Source organism: Sphingomonas sp., from assembly GCF_019635455.1.
GTDB lineage: Bacteria > Pseudomonadota > Alphaproteobacteria > Sphingomonadales > Sphingomonadaceae > Sphingomonas.
Genome location: NZ_JAHBZJ010000013.1, coordinates 20,050 through 36,832, shown reverse-complemented (window position 1 = coordinate 36,832; position 16,783 = coordinate 20,050). Strand labels below are relative to the sequence as shown.

At 66.8% G+C, this 16,783-nt stretch carries 19 protein-coding genes; 11 read left to right on the top strand and 8 right to left on the bottom strand.

Annotated features, from left to right (window positions below; all coding sequences use genetic code 11):
- Positions 1 to 5: 5 nt before the first annotated feature.
- Positions 6 to 488 (top strand): MarR family transcriptional regulator, encoded by a 483-nt coding sequence (locus KF783_RS14555; protein ID WP_294080594.1) that lies wholly within the window; start codon positions 6 to 8, stop codon positions 486 to 488.
- A 31-nt stretch (positions 489 to 519) separates the two neighbouring features.
- Here the strand turns inward: KF783_RS14555 and gpmA are convergent, their stop codons facing one another.
- Positions 520 to 1,206 (bottom strand): 2,3-diphosphoglycerate-dependent phosphoglycerate mutase, encoded by a 687-nt coding sequence (gene gpmA, locus KF783_RS14550; RefSeq protein WP_294080592.1) that lies wholly within the window; start codon positions 1,204 to 1,206, stop codon positions 520 to 522.
- Between the two features lie 69 nt (positions 1,207 to 1,275).
- On the opposite strand from gpmA, the gene KF783_RS14545 reads away from it, so the two are divergent.
- Positions 1,276 to 2,001 carry a dienelactone hydrolase family protein gene (locus KF783_RS14545; RefSeq protein WP_294080590.1) on the top strand — a complete coding sequence of 242 codons (726 nt, stop codon included), beginning with the start codon at positions 1,276 to 1,278 and terminating at the stop codon, positions 1,999 to 2,001.
- Between the two features lie 31 nt (positions 2,002 to 2,032).
- Here KF783_RS14545 and KF783_RS14540 read toward each other — a convergent pair whose 3' ends face one another.
- From KF783_RS14540 to purB, 3 genes are all read right to left on the bottom strand, one after another.
- Positions 2,033 to 2,635, bottom strand: a complete 603-nt coding sequence (locus tag KF783_RS14540; RefSeq protein WP_294080587.1) for a DUF4126 domain-containing protein — start codon at positions 2,633 to 2,635, stop codon at positions 2,033 to 2,035.
- 13 nt (positions 2,636 to 2,648) lie between these two features.
- Positions 2,649 to 3,224 carry a hypothetical protein gene (locus tag KF783_RS14535; RefSeq protein ID WP_294080585.1) on the bottom strand — a complete coding sequence of 192 codons (576 nt, stop codon included), beginning with the start codon at positions 3,222 to 3,224 and terminating at the stop codon, positions 2,649 to 2,651.
- 66 nt (positions 3,225 to 3,290) lie between these two features.
- Positions 3,291 to 4,604, bottom strand: a complete 1,314-nt coding sequence (gene purB / locus KF783_RS14530; protein ID WP_294080583.1) for an adenylosuccinate lyase — start codon at positions 4,602 to 4,604, stop codon at positions 3,291 to 3,293.
- A gap of 303 nt (positions 4,605 to 4,907) precedes the next feature.
- Between purB and KF783_RS14525 the strand changes: the two genes are divergently transcribed.
- Positions 4,908 to 5,417 carry an EF-hand domain-containing protein gene (locus KF783_RS14525; RefSeq protein ID WP_294080581.1) on the top strand — a complete coding sequence of 170 codons (510 nt, stop codon included), beginning with the start codon at positions 4,908 to 4,910 and terminating at the stop codon, positions 5,415 to 5,417.
- A 108-nt stretch (positions 5,418 to 5,525) separates the two neighbouring features.
- Here the strand turns inward: KF783_RS14525 and radC are convergent, their stop codons facing one another.
- Complete coding sequence (gene radC, locus KF783_RS14520) at positions 5,526 to 6,218, bottom strand: DNA repair protein RadC (RefSeq protein WP_294080579.1); 693 nt, start codon at positions 6,216 to 6,218, stop codon at positions 5,526 to 5,528.
- A 216-nt stretch (positions 6,219 to 6,434) separates the two neighbouring features.
- On the opposite strand from radC, the gene KF783_RS14515 reads away from it, so the two are divergent.
- The 5 genes from KF783_RS14515 (at position 6,435) to KF783_RS14495 (ending at position 9,141) form a co-directional block, all read left to right on the top strand.
- Positions 6,435 to 6,752, top strand: a complete 318-nt coding sequence (locus KF783_RS14515) for an AtpZ/AtpI family protein (RefSeq protein WP_294080578.1) — start codon at positions 6,435 to 6,437, stop codon at positions 6,750 to 6,752.
- Between the two features lie 115 nt (positions 6,753 to 6,867).
- Positions 6,868 to 7,650, top strand: coding sequence for a F0F1 ATP synthase subunit A (locus KF783_RS14510; protein ID WP_294080576.1), 783 nt, complete (start codon positions 6,868 to 6,870; stop codon positions 7,648 to 7,650).
- 67 nt (positions 7,651 to 7,717) lie between these two features.
- Positions 7,718 to 7,945, top strand: coding sequence for a F0F1 ATP synthase subunit C (locus tag KF783_RS14505; RefSeq protein WP_254292488.1), 228 nt, complete (start codon positions 7,718 to 7,720; stop codon positions 7,943 to 7,945).
- Between the two features lie 64 nt (positions 7,946 to 8,009).
- Positions 8,010 to 8,501 carry an ATPase gene (locus tag KF783_RS14500; protein ID WP_294080574.1) on the top strand — a complete coding sequence of 164 codons (492 nt, stop codon included), beginning with the start codon at positions 8,010 to 8,012 and terminating at the stop codon, positions 8,499 to 8,501.
- A complete protein-coding gene (locus KF783_RS14495) occupies positions 8,494 to 9,141 on the top strand; it encodes a F0F1 ATP synthase subunit B (RefSeq protein WP_294080572.1) in 648 nt (215 codons plus the stop codon). Before KF783_RS14500 ends, KF783_RS14495 begins: the two co-directional genes overlap by 8 nt.
- Before the next feature lie 197 nt (positions 9,142 to 9,338).
- Here the strand turns inward: KF783_RS14495 and KF783_RS14490 are convergent, their stop codons facing one another.
- The gene (locus KF783_RS14490) at positions 9,339 to 10,097 is read right to left on the bottom strand and encodes a methyltransferase (protein WP_294080571.1); all 759 of its coding nucleotides are present in this window, start codon (positions 10,095 to 10,097) and stop codon (positions 9,339 to 9,341) included.
- Positions 10,098 to 10,177: 80 nt separating this feature from the next.
- Between KF783_RS14490 and KF783_RS14485 the strand changes: the two genes are divergently transcribed.
- The gene (locus tag KF783_RS14485; RefSeq protein WP_294080570.1) at positions 10,178 to 10,570 is read left to right on the top strand and encodes a DUF202 domain-containing protein; all 393 of its coding nucleotides are present in this window, start codon (positions 10,178 to 10,180) and stop codon (positions 10,568 to 10,570) included.
- Here the strand turns inward: KF783_RS14485 and KF783_RS14480 are convergent.
- Positions 10,567 to 11,892 (bottom strand): amidohydrolase, encoded by a 1,326-nt coding sequence (locus KF783_RS14480; RefSeq protein ID WP_294080568.1) that lies wholly within the window; start codon positions 11,890 to 11,892, stop codon positions 10,567 to 10,569. The two genes, KF783_RS14485 and KF783_RS14480, sit on opposite strands and share 4 nt — an antisense overlap.
- A 103-nt stretch (positions 11,893 to 11,995) precedes the next feature.
- Here KF783_RS14480 and KF783_RS14475 point away from each other — a divergent pair, with 103 nt between their 5' ends.
- Both KF783_RS14475 and uvrC read left to right on the top strand, forming a co-directional pair.
- Positions 11,996 to 13,495: a S41 family peptidase gene (locus KF783_RS14475; protein WP_294080566.1), complete on the top strand. Its 1,500-nt coding sequence runs from the start codon at positions 11,996 to 11,998 to the stop codon at positions 13,493 to 13,495.
- A 29-nt stretch (positions 13,496 to 13,524) separates the two neighbouring features.
- Positions 13,525 to 15,441 (top strand): excinuclease ABC subunit UvrC, encoded by a 1,917-nt coding sequence (gene uvrC, locus KF783_RS14470; RefSeq protein WP_294080563.1) that lies wholly within the window; start codon positions 13,525 to 13,527, stop codon positions 15,439 to 15,441.
- 8 nt (positions 15,442 to 15,449) lie between these two features.
- Here uvrC and KF783_RS14465 read toward each other — a convergent pair whose 3' ends face one another.
- Positions 15,450 to 16,679, bottom strand: coding sequence for a DUF2254 domain-containing protein (locus KF783_RS14465; protein ID WP_294080561.1), 1,230 nt, complete (start codon positions 16,677 to 16,679; stop codon positions 15,450 to 15,452).
- Positions 16,680 to 16,783: the final 104 nt, after the last annotated feature.

The following is a 16,783-nucleotide window of genomic DNA, read 5'->3' as shown; positions in this document are numbered from 1 at the left end:
TCAGCGTGAATCATCAGTTTTCTCCCGACGATCTGGCGCGTCTGCTGGGTCTGGCCATGGCGGTTTCGAACCGCAACGGCTGTTCGATCACCGAAGCGATCGACCGGATCGAAGAGGCGGTTACCGGTGCCGCGCAAAAGCGTGCGGAAGGGCGTCCCGTCGGCGATTATGCCGGCCGCCTGCGCCGCCTGCGCACCCGTCGCAACACCCTGCTCGGCATCGAGTGCATGCGCGATCCGGCATGGGACATGCTGCTCGATCTGGTCGCCGCGCGTGCCGAGGGGCGCGAGGTGAGCGTCAAGGCGCTGTGCCACGGATCGGGCGTACCGAGCACCACCGCGCTGCGCCATGTCGAACGGCTCGCCAGCGCCGGCATCCTGGTGCGCGAGGTCCATCCGATGGACAGCCGGCGCACGATCGTGTCGATCGCGCCCGCGCATATCGACCGGGTCGAGGACATGGTCGCGATGTTCCGCGACAACCTTTGACCCGGTCCTTCCCGTCCGGCCCGGATATGTGTCAGCGCTCGCTGAGATAATAGCGATCGGTCGCGGTCAGATCGTCGGCGAGATCGTAGACGATCGGCTGGCCGGTCGGAATTTCCAGCCCGGTGATCTCCTCGTCCGAAATGCCCGACAGATGCTTGACCAGCGCGCGCAGCGAATTTCCGTGCGCCGCGATCAGCACGCGCTTGCCCGCCCGCAATTCGGGGGCGATCCGTTCCTCCCAATATGGGAGGACGCGCGCGATCGTGTCCTTCAGGCTCTCGGTCTGGGGGATCGGGATGCCCTTGTAGCGTTCGTCCTTGGCCAGGTCCCAGGGCGATCCCTCCTCGGGAAGGGGCGGCGGAATGTCGAAGCTGCGGCGCCACAGCTTGACCTGTTCATCGCCGTGCTTCGCCGCGGTCTCCGCCTTGTCCAGGCCGGTCAGGCCGCCATAATGGCGCTCGTTCAGCTTCCACGATTTCTCGGTCGGCAGCCACAGCCGCCCCATCGCCTCCAGCGCGAGGTTGAGCGTCTTGATCGCGCGTGTCTGATAGCTGGTGAAGGTCAGGTCGAAATCGACACCCTTCTCCTTCATCAACCGTCCGGCGGCCCAGGCCTCTTCCACACCCTGCGCCGTCAGATCGACGTCCCACCAGCCGGTGAAGCGGTTCTCCAGGTTCCAGGCGGACTGGCCGTGGCGGATCAGGACGAGCGTGGGCATGGGCTACTCCTTGCGGGATGTCGCCCGCGTCCTTAGCGCATGGTGGCGACAGGGCAACGGAGGATGGCCATGGCGGTGGAAAGACAACGCATCATCTATGACGGACCGGGCGGTCCGTTCGAAGGGTGCGCGGCGCGCGATACCACCGACGGGGCGGCGCGGCCGGGCGTGCTGGTGGTGCCGAACGTTCTGGGTCGGAAGGAACAGGACGATGCCGTCGCCGACCGTCTGGCGGCGCTCGGCTATGTCGGGTTCGTCGCCGATCTGTACGGCCAGGGCAAGCGAACGACGCGCGAGTCGCCGGACCCGGCAGTGTATATGAACCAGCTCAACGCCGACCGCGCGCTGCTGCGCGACCGCCTGTTCGCCAGCGTCGCCGCGATGCGCGCGCAGCCGCATGTCGATCCCGCGCGCATGGCCGCGATCGGCTATTGCTTCGGGGGCAAGGCGGTGCTCGACCTCGCCCGGGCGGGTGGGGACGTGCGCGGCGTGGTGGCGTTTCACGGTCTGTTCGATCCGCCTGGCTATGCCTATCCCACGCCGATCGCGACCCGGCTGCTCGTCTGTCACGGCTGGGACGATCCACTCGCGCCGCCCGACCGGGTCGTTGGACTTGCGGCGGAGCTGTCTGCGGGCGGCGCCGACTGGCAGATCCATGGGTATGGCGGGGCGGGACATGGCTTCACCGACGCCAGCATGGCCGGATCGGATCGGCCGGGATTCGGCTATCATGCGGATGCCGATCGCCGCAGCTGGCAGGCGATGCGCGATTTTCTGGACGAACTGTTCGCGTGAATGGCGGCGGCACGGGCCGAACGCGCGGCCGTTAGTCGGGGCGTGCCTGCGCGGTTCGCCGCAACAGCCGCCTGAGCAGTCGGCGCAGCATCACCAGCGCCGCGAGGGCGGCCAATGCGATCAGTGCGGCGATCCCGACCGCGGCGACCGGATTCGCCAGCGCCAGCACCAGCAGTCCGCCGGTCAGCACATCCTCGCCGGTCGATACCGCGATGTTGCTGAACGGTTCGGGACTGGCATTGACCGCTGCGCGCGCGCCTGCCTTCGCACCATGGGTCAGCAGCGCGCTGCCCCCGCCCAGCAGCAGGACCGCCACCTGCCAGGCCGGGTTGGACGGATCGACGATCGCCAGCGCCAGCAGCGCCCCGCCCACCGGACGGATCAGCGTGTGGACCGCATCCCATGCCGAATCGATCCACATCACCTTGTCGGCAAGAAATTCGGCGACCGCGCCGGCGCCGGCGACGCCGATCACCCATGGATTGGCCAGCACGTCGAGCGCGCGCAGTTGTTCGGGCAGCGCCACCCAGCCGCCGTGCATCGCCAGCCCGACCGCGAACACGCACAGATACAGCCGCCATCCCGCCAACAGGCTGACGCTGGCGGCCAGCCCGATGATCTCGACCGCGCTCATCGGGCTGCGCGGATCAGGATGCCGGCTTCGCGCGCGGCTTGCGGGTGGCCGGCTTGCGGGTCGCGCCCGCCTTGAGCGGCGGCTGCGCCTTCGCGCGCGGCGTCTTCACCGGTGCCGGTGCGGGCTTGGCGGCGGATCTGCGGGTTCCGGTGGTTTTGAGCGGCGCTGACGGTTCGGGCTTTTCCGGCGGGACCGGTGCGGTCGGGGGCGCCGGCGCGTCCGGCGCTCGGGGCGCGGCCGGTGGCGCGGCGCGTTCGGTCAGCTTGCCGGTGATCTTCTCCGCTGCCCGGGCGGCGACGACGGTCGCGAGCGTCGCGGCGGTCTGACCCAGCGCTTCGGCAGCGCCCGACCGGTCCTTCTTCGCGCCATTTTCGTCCTTGGGCCGGTTCTGGTTGCGCACGTTCGCGGCCAGCGCCACCAGCCCGGCGGCCAGCAGGTCGCCGACCAGCGGGCTGCGCGCCATCTCCAGCAGCTTTCCGCCCTGCTTGCGCAATTCCTTCGGCAGCTCGATTCCGGCCACCTTCTTGGGCAGCTTGCCGGTCTTCAGCGCCTTTTCGGCTTTCGCCTTCAGTTTCTTCGCCTTGGCCATCGATCACTCCTGTATTATTCGGGTAAATCACCAAGGCGCCGCGCCGTCAATCGTCCGGACCGCGCATCACTCGGCGAACACCCGTGCAAAGATCGTATCGACCTGTCGGAAATGATAGTCGAGGTCGAACTTTTCCTCGATCTCCTGCGTCGATAGCGCGGCGGTCACGTCGGGATCGGCCTTGAGCAGGTCGAGCAGCGACAGGTCGCCGTCGCTCTCCCACACCTTCATCGCGTTGCGCTGGACCAGGCGATAGCTGTCCTCCCGGCTCACTCCGGCCTGGGTCAGCGCCAGCAGCACGCGCTGCGAATGGACCAGGCCACCCATCCGGTCGAGATTCTTCTGCATGCGCGCGGGATAGACCAGCAGCTTGTCGATCACCCCCGTCAGCCGTGCCAGCGCGAAATCGAGCGTGATCGTCGCGTCCGGACCGATATAGCGCTCGACCGACGAATGGCTGATGTCGCGCTCGTGCCACAAGGCGACATTCTCCATCGCCGGGATCGTGGCGCTACGGACCATGCGGGCAAGGCCGGTCAGGTTTTCGGTCAGCACCGGATTGCGCTTGTGCGGCATCGCGCTGCTGCCCTTCTGGCCCGGGGAGAAATATTCCTCCGCCTCCAGCACCTCGGTGCGCTGAAGGTGGCGGATTTCGACCGCGAGCCGCTCGATCGAGCTGGCGATGACGCCCAGCGTGGCGAAGAACATCGCATGGCGATCGCGCGGGATGACCTGGGTCGAAACCGGCTCGACCGCCAGGCCCAGCTTCCCGGCGACATGCGCTTCCACCCGGGGATCGATATTGGCGAAGGTGCCGACCGCGCCGGAGATCGCACAGGTCGCGATGTCCGCGCGCGCGGCGACCAGGCGCGTCCTGTTGCGGGCGAACTCCGCATAGGCTTCCGCCATTTTCAGGCCGAACGTCACCGGTTCGGCATGGATGCCGTGGCTGCGCCCGATCGTGGGCGTATATTTATGCTCCTCCGCCCGCCGCTTGAGGACCGCGAGCAGCGCGTCGATATCCGCCAGCAGAATGTCCGCCGCGCGGGCCAGCTGTACCGCCAGGCAGGTGTCGAGCACGTCGCTCGACGTCATGCCCTGATGCATGAAGCGCGCTTCCTCGCCGACATTTTCCGCGACCCAGGTCAGAAAGGCGATGACGTCGTGCTTCGTCACCGCCTCGATCGCGTCGATCGCCGCGACGTCGATCGACGGGTTCGTCGCCCACCAGTCCCACAGCGCCCTGGCCGCGGATTTCGGGACGACGCCAAGGTCGGCCAGGGCGTCGGTCGCATGCGCCTCGATCTCGAACCAGATGCCATAGCGGCTTTCGGCCGACCAGATGGCGGTCATTTCGGGGCGGGAATAGCGGGGAACCATGGCAAGCCTTTCGTGGTGCGCCGCGCCCCTAGCAAAGCGGGGCGGGCGCCGTAAACCGCATCCCCGCGCTTCATCTCGTCGCAAAATCCAAACGGTGACGCGACGAGTCGAGGTTATGTATCGTCAAGTTGATAGCGAAGTAATTTTTCAGGGAACGTTGTAAAAATGCAACGCGTTTGTTGGGTGTTCGATATCTTCACGGGTGGCGCTGAATATCACGTGCCTCTCGTCCAATAGAGCAGGAGATTTTCAATGCTCAAGACGATATTTCTTGCCGGCGCGATGACGATTTCTGCGCCGGTATTGGCGCAGGACATGCCGGCTGGCGAGCCGCAGGCCGAATCGCCGCCGGCGGCGCCCGCCACGCCAGCCGAGCCGGCCACACCGGCGGAACCTGCAACGCCGCCACAGGCGGCCACGCCATCGGCGACGGATGAACCGGCCGATACGGCACCCGGCACGCCCGTGGCGGCAACGCCCACGACACCGGCCACCCCGGCCGAGCCGGCGACTTCGGAGCCGCAGATGGCGCAGTCGCAGCCTGCAAAGCAGCCGGCGACCCCGGCGCAGATCGCCCAGATCGTAGATCAGGACTTTCCGACCTATGACAAGGATGCCGACGGCAATCTGAAGAGCGAGGAATTCGGCGCCTGGATGGTCGCGCTGCGTTCGCCAGCCGAACCAGCCTTCACCGGTGAGTCGGCAGCGGACAAGGAATGGATCGGCAAGGCGATGGCTGCGGCCGATACCGACAAATCGGGCGGTGTGAGCAAGGATGAACTCAAGGGCTTCCTTGCCCCCCAGCCTTCGTAAGAGGCCCCTCCCGGACGGGTATCCGCATCTCCCGTCCAGCGGCCGCCGGATTTCGGTCCGGCGGCCGTTCCGCGTCAAATCTCCGTGCGCGCCCGCATGTGCGCGCGCTTACATCAGGCCCATGCCCCGCAGGCTGGAATGGCCGGTGGAGCCGATGATGATGTGATCGTGTACGGCGATGCCCAGTCGCTTGCCCGCCTCGACGATGTTGCGGGTCAATTCGATATCGGCCCGGCTGGGCGCGGGATCGCCGCTGGGATGATTATGCACCAGGATGATGGCCGCCGATCCCAGTTCCAGCGCGCGGCGGATCACTTCGCGGACATAGACCGGCGCCTCGTCCACCGACCCTTCCTGCATCAATTCGTCGCGGATCAGCATGTTGCGCGAATTCATGTGCAGCACGCGCACCCGCTCGATCACATGCGGCGCCATGTCGGCGCGCAGATAGTCGAGCAGCGCCTGCCAGTTCGCCAGCACCGGCCGCGCCGCCACCTCGCCCTTGAGCAGGCGCAGGGCGGAGGCGTGCGCGATCTTGATCGCCGCGACCGACGTCTCGCCCATTCCCGGTACGCGCGCGATCGCTTCCGCTTCCGCGGTCAACAGGCCGGTCAGCCCGCCAAATTCATGGAGCAGCGCCTTTGCCAGCGGCTTGGTATCGCGGCGGGGAATCGCCAGTGCGAGCAGATATTCGACAAGCTCATGGTCCAGCAGACCCTCGCCGTCGCTCAACAGGCGCTGGCGCAGTCGCGCGCGATGTCCGCTGCCGTCGGTGATCGCATCGCTGTCGGCCGCGCCCATAGGCATTGGGTAGAGGGTGATCCTGCCGAAGGGAAGCGGTTCCCGGCGGGGGCGGTCGGCAACCGGGCGTCGCGCGTTCGCACGCACGATTGTTGCACCGCGGTTGACTCGGCTCCCCCCCCTTTCTAAAGCGCGCGTGCCTTGGCGGGCTTGCCGCTCGGCGCATGCGTTTTGCCCGGTGTCCTGCGACGTGGCTGGAGGCTGTGGAGAGACGAGATGGCCGAGAACGAGCCCGGACTGGACCCCCTCAAGGAGGATGCACGCATCGCCGCGCTGAACGAGCGGCTGGCGCGGGCGCAAACCGATGAGGCGATCCGCAGAGGCGAGAGCGACGACAAGGGCGAGGATGATTATCGCCTGGGCAATCGCGTTCTCGCCGAGCTGGTCGGCGGTCTGGCGGGAGGGGCGCTGATCGGGTGGCTGCTCGATCGGTTCCTCGGAACATCCCCCTGGCTCCTGCTCGTGATGCTGTTCCTCGGAATCGGGGTCGCGTTCAGGAACATCTTCAGGATTTCGAACCAGCGCTCGAAGTGACTTTCGGGCGCTTTTGCCAAAGTGATTTCCAGCCGCCCGCGCGCGGCGCCCGGAAATCGCGGTAGACAAACGAAGAGCGGCGCGCCCCGGCGGGCCGATCAAACAGGAAGACGGCGTGGCGGCAGAATCTGGCAAGATCGACCCGATGCACCAGTTTGAGGTGCAGACGATCTGGGACGGTTTCAACATCGGCGGGCATCAGATCGCCTTCACCAACTCGGCGCTGTGGATGGTCGTCGCGATGATCGTGCTGTGGGTCTTCATGGCCGGCGGCATGAAGCAGCAGGTCGTACCCGGCCGCTGGCAGATGCTGGTGGAAAACTTCACCGGCTTCATCGCCAAGCTGGTCGATGACAATATCGGCAAGGGCGGGCGGAAATATCTGCCCTATGTCTTCTCGCTGTTCATGTTCATCCTGTTCGCCAACCTGCTGGGGCTGCTGCCGCTCGGGCTGTTCGGCGTGCATCCGTTCACCTTCACCAGCCATTTCACGATCACCGGCGTGCTCGCGCTGCTCAGCTTCTCGATCGTGCTGATCGTCGGCTTCTGGAAGCATGGCTTTCACTTCTTCAGCCTGTTCGTGCCGGCCGGCACGCCGGGCTATATGGTCCCGATGATCTTTGTCATCGAACTGATCTCGTTCCTGTTCCGCCCGTTCAGCCTGGGCCTGCGACTGTTCGTCGCGATGACCGCGGGCCACATCCTGCTGAAGGTGCTGGCCGGCTTCGTCATCAATTCCGGCGCGGCCAGCCCGATGTGGGGCGGGATCGTCGGCATCCCCAGCTTCGCGCTGATGGTCGGCATTTCGGCGCTCGAAGTGCTGGTGGCGGGCATTCAGGCCTATGTCTTCGCGCTGCTCACCGCGCTCTACATCCACGACGCCGAGCATCTGCACTGAGTTTTTTCGTCAACAACCACCAACTGAATTTGAAGCAGGAGTTTTGAAAATGGAACCGACCAGCATGATCAGCCCGGAAGCGGCGAAGCTCATCGGCGCCGGCCTTGCCGCGATCGGCGCGGGCATGGCCGCGATCGGTGTGGGCAACGTCTTCGGCTCGTTCCTTGAAGGCGCGCTGCGCAATCCGGGTGCGGCCGACGGCCAGCAGGGCCGCCTGTTCATCGGCTTCGCGGCCGCCGAGCTTCTCGGCCTGCTCGCGTTCGTCGTCGCGATGATCCTGATCTTCGTCGCGTAACTGCTCTCCCGTTCGGGCCGGGGCGGCGTTCCGCTGCTCCGGTCCGTGACAGGACAGGATCAATATGCCTCAAATCTCGCAACTCGCGGCGACCTGGGCCTCTCAGCTGTTCTGGCTGTTTGTGACCTTCGGCATCGTCTATTTCGTCATCGGCCGGGGCATGGCGCCCAAGGTTCAGGCGACGGTCGATCAGCGCGATCAGACCGTGGCCGACGACCTTAAGGCGGCCGAGGCGGCGCGCGTCCAGGCGGACGCCGCCGAGGAAAGCTGGCGGGCGCATGAAAATGCGGCGCGTGAGGCGGCGCAGACGAAGCTCGCCGAGGCGCGCGGCAAGGCCGCCGCCGAGACCGAGAAGAAGCTCGCCGTCGCGAATGGCGAACTCGACGCGAGAGTCGTCGAGGCGGAGGCGCGCATCGCTGCGGCGTCCGAAGCGGCGAAGGGCGAGATCGAAGCGGTCGCCGCCGAGGCGGCGCAGGACATCGTCGCCAAGGTTTCGGGGGCGAAGGTCACCGCTGCCGAGGCAAAGACGGCAGTGAAGGCGGCGCTCAATGGCTGACGTTCAGACGGCGCCTGCCCAGGCGGGGGATCCCGTGGCAGAGAATTTGAGCGAAGCGGCGAAGGGCAAGGGCATGGGCCTTCCCGACACCGGAACGAAGGCGGTGACCATTCAGCATGGCGGGCCGAGCGAGGCGCATGCCGACCCCGCGAGCTTCGGTCTGCTGACCTCGACCGTGTGGGTGTCGATCGCGATGCTCGCCTTCATCCTGATCCTTCTGTGGAAGAAGGTTCCGGGGCTGATCGCGCGTGGGCTGGATACCCAGATCGCCCAGATTCGCGCCCGGCTGGACGAGGCGAAGGCGCTGCGCAACGAGGCCGAGGCGCTGCGCGACGAATATGCGCGCAGGATCGCCAGTGTTGAGGCCCAGGCCGCCGAAATGGTCGCCCATGCCGATGAGGAAGCGAAGGCGCTGGTCGCGAAGGCGAAGCAGGACGCCGACGATCTGGTGAAGCGTCGCGGCAAGATGGCGGAGGAGAAGATCGCCGCCGCCGAACGCGCCGCGATCGACCAGGTCCGCGCGCGCGCCGCCGATGCCGCCGCTAAGGCCGCTGCGGCGATCATCGCGCAGAAGCATGATGCCGGTGCCGACAAGGCGCTGGTGGATCGCACGATCGCGGGTCTCGGCACGGTCAACTGACCGGCGCTGAAGCCGTTGAAAAAGGCCCGTGGTCCATCCGGATCGCGGGCCTTTTCGTTGTCGGTCAAGCGTGTTGCCGGATCACGCGCGCGTCGGCCACGGGACGGCGGGATGGCGCCACCCGCCGGTTCGGGCCAGTCCGCATCGGTCGCCGCCCGCTCGCCTGTGGGGCGATGCCGGCGCGTGTCCGCATGGCCTCAGCGTTTCGGCTTCACGAATTTATAGATGAACTGATCGGTCTTGCCGCGGATCGACGGGTCGAACACGCTGGCGCCGTGCGGGTCGTCGGGATTGCGCAGCACGTCCAGCTTCCCCGCGAAGCGGAAGCCCGCCTGTTCGATCGCCGCCCGCGCGATGGCGGGATCGATCCGGTGCAGCTTGTCGGGCGCGACATTGTCCGGATCGCTCGCCGCGACATGATCGACGACCAGCAGCACGCCGCCCGGCTTCAGCGCGTCGAACAACTTCTTCGTGACGTCCGCGGCCAGGGTGCGGGGAAAGGGTTTCAGGAACAGGTCGTGATAATTCTGGACGGTGACGATCGCATCCAGCCTTTCCGGAAAGGCGAGCGCGCCAAAGCTCTCATCCTTCGCGACGGCGTTGGACAGACCGGCGACGGCGGCCCTTTGCTGCTCGGCATAGGATGGCTGAAACTTGATGAACTCGGCGGGCTGGTAGGCATAGACTTTGCCTTTCGGACCGACGAGCGGTGAAAGGATGCGGGTCCAATATCCGCCGCCCATCACGAAGTCCGCGACCCTGTCCCCCGGCCTGATCCCGGCAAAGGTCAGGATCTCACCCGCCTTGCGCCGACCGTCGATCGCCCGCTGATCGGCGGGTCGGTCCGGATTGGCGAGCGCGGCGACCACCGGCTTGCTGACCGTCTGGCCGGCAATGGCCGGGACCGCGATCGCGGCCAGCGATGCGGCGGATATTGCACAGGCGAACAGCTTCATCGAACCCTCCAGTGTGTATTATCTCACCATTACACTGGTTGGCGCGCGAAGCAATCCGCCGCGTCGGGCGTTGAGCCGGCATGGGCGATGACGCGAAGACCAAGAACCGGCTGGCCGAAGAGCGGACCGATCTGGCCGAGGACCGCACCCTTCTGGCGAATGAGCGAACCTTCAGCGGCTGGGCGCGCACCGCGCTCGCGACGGTGGGAATCGGCCTGGGCTTTCACGTGCTGTTCGGCGCGATCGAACCCGTCTGGCTGCCGCGCGTCATCGCGACGCTGTTCGTCGCGCTGGGCATCCTGATCGTCTGGATGGCCGAACGCCGTGCCTGCGCGATCCAGTCGCGGCTGTCGGCGCACCGGATCAAGCAACTCGGCGCGCTCAACATCCGGCTGATCGCCTGGGTCTATACCATCGGTGCGCTCGCGCTTCTGGCCGCGCTCTGGATCATGGACGCGCGCGTCGAGCGCTAGCTTTTGGGCTTGAGCAGATCGAGCACCGCGACCGTCGTCGCCTCGGTCCCCAGCGTCACCGACGCCTTGGGGTCGATCTTGAAGAAGGGCGAATGGTGTGAAGGCACCGGCTTGCCGCCATTCTTCGCCGCGTCGATCTCCGCCTGGGGGGTGCCGCCGACCTGGAAATAGGCGCCCGGAACGCCGCTGTCCTGCTGAATGAAATAGGCGAAATCCTCCGCGCCCATCGACTGGCGCGGTTCGCGATGCAGGATCGTTTCGCCGAACGCGCCGGTAAAGGCGCTCTGCACGCGCCCCGTCAGCGCCGGGTTGTTGATCGTCACCGGCGTCGATTCGAATCCGACGCGCACCTTGGGCAGCTTGTCCTCGGGCAGGCCGTTCATCCGCCCCACATTCTCGGCAATGCGCTTGATCCCGTCGAGCAGCTTCTTGCGCGTCCCCTCATCGTCGGACCGCACGGTCAGTTGCAGTTCCGCCTTGTCGGAGATGATGTTGTGCTTGAACCCCGAATGAAACGATCCGACGGTGACGACGCCGGGGCTGAGAGGGGCGATCTCCCGGCTGACCAGCGTCTGCAACGCCATCACGATCTCGGCGCCCATGACGATCGGGTCCTTGCCCATATGCGGCGCGGCGCCATGGGTGCCGACGCCGAACACGGTGATGTCCACGCTGTCCGACGAAGAGGAGGAAATCCCCGGCTCCAGCATCAGCTTGCCGGTGGGAACCCCCGCCGCGACATGAAACGCGACGGCATAATCGGGCTTTGGAAACCGCGTATAGAGGCCGTCCTCCATCATCTTGCGCGCGCCGCCGATCCGCTCCTCGGCGGGCTGCACCACGAACACGACGGTGCCGCGCCAGCGATCCTTCATCCGCGCCAGCTGGCGCGCGGTGCCGATCATCGACGTGATATGCACGTCATGGCCACAGGCGTGCATCACCGGCTTCGTCACGCCGTCGATATCGACCTGGGTGACCGTGGAGGGATAGGCGACGCCGCTGTCTTCCTTGAGCGGCAGGCCGTCCATGTCGGCGCGCACCAGCACCGTCGGACCCTCGCCATTCTTCATCACCCCGACGACGCCGGTGCCGCCCACGCCCTCGGTCACCTCGATCCCGCCGACCGCGCGCAATTCCTTTGCCATGATCGCGGCGGTGCGGGTTTCCTTGAACGACAATTCCGGATTCCGGTGGAAATCGACGAACAGCTTTTCGAGGTGCGCCGCATAATCGGCCTCCACCGCCGGCGCGAAATCGGGTCCGGCAAGCGCCGGCGCGGCAAGAAGGCTGGTGGCGAGCAGGCCGGCGAGCAGGCGCATGTGATAATCCCCCTTTTGTATCGCGGCAGGCTAGCCCCGCGCAGATCGCAGTGGAAGGGGGCAAAAGCCCGGCTATAGCTGCCGATGGAGGAGTATCGGGGTGGTGAAATCCGTTGCATGTGCCGTTGCTGCGGTGGCGCTGGTCGTCGCTGGTGCGGCGTCGGCACAATCCGATGCCGGCGTGCAAAAGGCACCGGCGCGCGATTACGCGTCCCTGCTCCGTCAGGACGCGACCGCGTTTCGTGCCGCGATTCTGGATTCGCATCCCGGTCCTCTGGACACGGAAAATCCCGGCTTCGACGCGCTGCTCGACCGCAGTTACCGCCTCGCGATGTCTCGGGCGAAAGCCGGTATCGGCTATCGCGAATATTATTGGGCGATGGTCGAATTCGGCAACGCCTTTGATGACGGGCATCTGGGTGTCGCGCCGATCGATCAGGGCTATGCGCACCCCTGGGCGTTCACCTGGCCCGGTTTCGTCGTCGCGCTGCGTGACGGCGCGTGGCGCGTCGTGCAGCGCGAAGGCGAAGCGCGGCCCGCGCCGGGCGCACGCCTGATCGGGTGCGATGGCAAGGGTGTCGAGCAATTCGCGGCGGAACGGCTAGGGCCGCTGACCGGGCGGTGGCGGCTGACCGCGACGCGCGTGCGGACCGCGCCGCGCCTGTTCCTGCGGTCCGACAATCCATGGCGCGCGCCGGCGAAGCGCTGCACGTTCGAATCGGCGGGGAAGCGGATGGGCTATCGGCTGAACTGGACGCCAATCGACAGCACGCGTCGCAGCACGCTGATCGCAGAGACGGTAGGGACCCGGTTCGGCACGGGAATCGGTCTGAGGAAACAGGCCGATGGCGGCTTCTGGATCCGCATGGGGACGTTCGAAAGCGATCCCCAGAGCGAGGACGGGGCGCAACTGACCGCGCTGGTGCGCGAGATCGAATCGCGCCATGCCGAACTGGCGTCCGCGCCGCGCCTCGTCTTTGACCTGCGTGGCAATAGCGGGGGGTCATCCGAATGGATGGCGCGCACGGCGCGCGCCTTGTGGGGCAAGCCCTGGTACGATGCCAAGACCTGGAGCGCGTCGGAAACCGACTATCGCGTGTCGGACGGCAACATCGCCAATTTCAGCGACTTCGCCAAGAAGCTCGACCCGGCCGACAGTCCGGAACTCCACCGGCTCGTGAAGCTGATGATCGCCGGCATGGAGGGGGCAAAGGCAAAGGGGCAGGCGTTCTGGCGCTTTGCGGACCCAGAGAATCCGTCCGGCGTCCGCCCTGCTCTGCCCGCGGGCGCCGATCCGGTGCGCGCCCGGATCTTCGTGCTCACCGATTTCGGCTGTGCGTCGGCCTGTCTCGACGCGGTCGATGTCCTGACCGATCTGGGTGCGACCCAGGTGGGGCAGGAAACCGATGCCGACACGCTGTATATGGAGGTGCGGGGGTTCGAACTGCCCGGCGGAGTCATGCGGGCCTGGCTACCGACAAAGGTGTATCGCGGCCGTACCCGTGGATCGAATGTGCCGGCGGTACCCAAATATCGCTGGAACGGCGCGCTGGCCGATACCGACGGGATCGAGGCGTGGATCGCCACGCTGCCGGCTAGCTGAATCGGTGGACAGTCCCTAGATCGGGGGCGATGTCCTCCCCCAATTCCCCGAACCGGTTCAATGAGGAAGGCGCGACCTTTGCGGTGCGCGGGTCGGAAACGCCCGACCTTGATGCCGGCGTCGCGGCGATCCGCAACGTGCTGAAGACGCTGCCCGCGCGCCCCGGCGTCTATCGCATGCAGGATGCGCGCGGCGACGTTCTCTATGTCGGCAAGGCGCGCGCGCTGAAAAATCGCGTGGCCAACTACACCCAGCCGGCGAAGCTGTCGAACCGCCTGCGTCGGATGATCGCGCAAACGCGCGGCATGACCGTCGTGACGACCAATAACGAGGCCGAGGCGCTGCTGCTCGAGGCGCAGCTGATCAAGCGGTTCCGGCCCGCCTACAACGTGCTGCTGCGCGACGACAAATCCTTTCCCTACATCCTGCTGCGCGGCGATCACGACTTTCCCCGCGTCCAGCTGCATCGCGGTGCGCGACGGGCCAAGGGCGATTATTTCGGCCCGTTCGCGGGCGCGGGGCAGGTACGCAAGACGCTGAACGCGCTTCAGAAACTGTTCCTGCTGCGCAGTTGCACCGACGGGTTCTTCAATACCCGCGACCGGCCGTGCCTGCTCTATCAGATCCGCCGCTGCTCGGCCCCCTGCGTCGATCGCATCGACAAGGCGGGGTATGAGGAACTGGTGTCCGACGCGCGCGATTTCCTGATGGGCAAATCGACCAAGGTGCAGGCGAAGCTCGGCGAGCAGATGCAGGCGGCGGCGGAGACCCTCGATTTCGAACTGGCCGCCGTGCTGCGCGACCGGCTGAAGGCGCTGACCTTCATCCAGGGGTCGCAGGCGATCAATGCGGAGGGGGTGGGCGATGCCGACATCTTCGCGCTCGCCGCCAAACAGGGACAGATCGGCATCCAGGCCTTCTTCATTCGTGGCGGCCAGAATTGGGGGCATCGCGCCTTTTTCCCCGCGCACACCGCCGAAGTGCCGGACGAGGAGGTGCTGACCCAGTTCCTCATGCAATTCTATGAGGAGGTGCCGCCGCCGCGTACGGTGCTGATCGATCGCGACCTGCCCGAGTGCGACGTGGTGGCGCAGGCGCTGGGCGAGCGTGCGGGATTCAAGGTCGAGATCAGCCGTCCGCAGCGCGGCGCGCGGCGCAAGCTGATGGAACAGGCCGAGCGCAACGCGGTCGAGGCGCTGGATCGCCGCATGGCCGAATCGACGACGCAGGCGCGGATCCTGCGGGAGATCGCCGACCTGTTCGGGCTGGCCGAACCGCCCGACCGGATCGAAGTCTATGACAACAGCCATATCCAGGGGACGAGCGCGGTCGGCGCGATGATCGTCGCCGGGCCGGAAGGGTTCCGCAAGGGCCAGTATCGCAAGTTCAACATCAAGAGCGCGGCGACCGACGACGATTTCGCGATGATGCGTGAGGTGTTCACCCGCCGCTTCGCCCGCGCGCAGGAGGAGGACCCCGACCGCGACAGGGGCGTGTGGCCCGACCTTGTCCTGATCGACGGGGGCAAGGGCCAGCTCAACGCCGCGCGCGCGGTGCTGGAGGAGATGGGGATCGAGGACGTCTGCCTGGTCGGTGTCGCCAAGGGGCCGCATCATGGGCGTGAGGGGCGCGAGGTGTTCCACCTGATGGACGGCAGCGAGCGGATGTTGCCGACCAACGCGGCGGCGCTGTTCCACATCCAGAAGCTGCGCGACGAGGTCCACCGCTTCGCCATCGGCGCGCACCGGGCGAAGCGCGCAAAGGCGATCGGCGCATCGCCGCTGGATGAAGTGCCGGGCATCGGTCCGGCACGGAAAAAGGCGCTGCTGATGCATTTCGGCACCGCGCGGGCGGTGCGCGGGGCCAGCCTGGACGACCTCAAAAAAGCGCCCGGCGTGTCAGCGGCGGTCGCGCAGCAGGTCCACGACTTCTACCACCCCGGCTGACCTCCCCGTCAGTCCGGCCAGTCGTCAAAGGCGCGCGCCACCGCCAGCGCGTCGTCCCGCAGCGCGAGCGCGGCGCTCGCCCGCGTGCTCGCCTCACGCGCGGCGGCACGCGCGGCGGGCGACCATTGCGGCTCGATATGCGCGAGCGCCGCGAGGACCTTCTGAAGCTTGAGCGCCACCTCGATCTGTCCGGCGCCGTCGCGCGCGACCGGGCGGAACGCGTCTGCGACGAGCTTCTCGATCGCCAGGGCCGGCAGCACCACGCGTTCGTCGAATGGCGCCCCCTCGCTCTGCGACAGCTTCTGCATCACCCGCAACTGTGCGCCCAGCACGGCGATCGCGGTGCCGGGGTCGTTCACCGCCGGCGACAGCGCGCGTGAGGCGATTTCGGACAGCACGATCAGGCCGAATCGCGGATCATGGTCGAAACTGCGGTCGCGCTCGATCGTGATCGCGCGGCGCACGCGATCGATCGTCGCGGCATCGCCACCGGTCACCCAGGCGGCGGCCCGCCCGGGGTCGATGAAGCTGCCCGGCACCACGCCCAGCATCACCCGCCCGCCGCAATCGCCCATCGCATCGCGCAACTCGCCCAGATCGATATTGGTGACATAGCCGATCCGGTCGGCGCAAAAGACCGGTTCGGCATCGGCCGGCACCGGCGGCATCGCCAGCGCGGCGATGCGCGGCGGGTGCTGCACCGAATCGACCGCCGACAACGCCGCACGCTCGACGCGCACGATGCTGTCATGCACCCGGCCCAGCTTGGCGAGATGCTGGATCCAGCGCAGCAGCGTGACGACAATGATGACGATCAGCGCGATCGCGCCGCCGAACAGCAGCACCCGCCCCTGTGCGCCGTAGAAACCGGTCGATAGCGCGCAGATGCCGACGATCGCGAACAGGAACGCGCCGAGAAAGGTCGACAGCGCGTTCTGCGATGTCTTGTCCTGCACCAGCAATGTCACCGCGCGCGGGGTGACATTGGTGGTCGCCGCGCCATAGGCCGCGACCATCGCCGCCAGCGAAAAGGTGGTGACGGTCAGCATGCTCGACGCCAGGATCGTCAGGATGTTGCCGACCGCATCGGCCCCCAGCTTCGCGCCGAGCTGATAGGGAATCAGCGGCGCCGTGAGCGGCGCGACCAGCGCCAGCAGCACGGCGGCCACGCAGAATGCGGCGGCGCGAAACCACAGCCGCCGCGACAGCACATGCCACACCCATGCCCAGCGGCTCATCGGGTCGACCGGACCGGATTCGAAACGATCATGCGCGTCCAACCCCCGGGCGTCCCGCGCGGTTCCGGATCGGTCGCAAATGCGCTTGCCCATCACATGCGCGC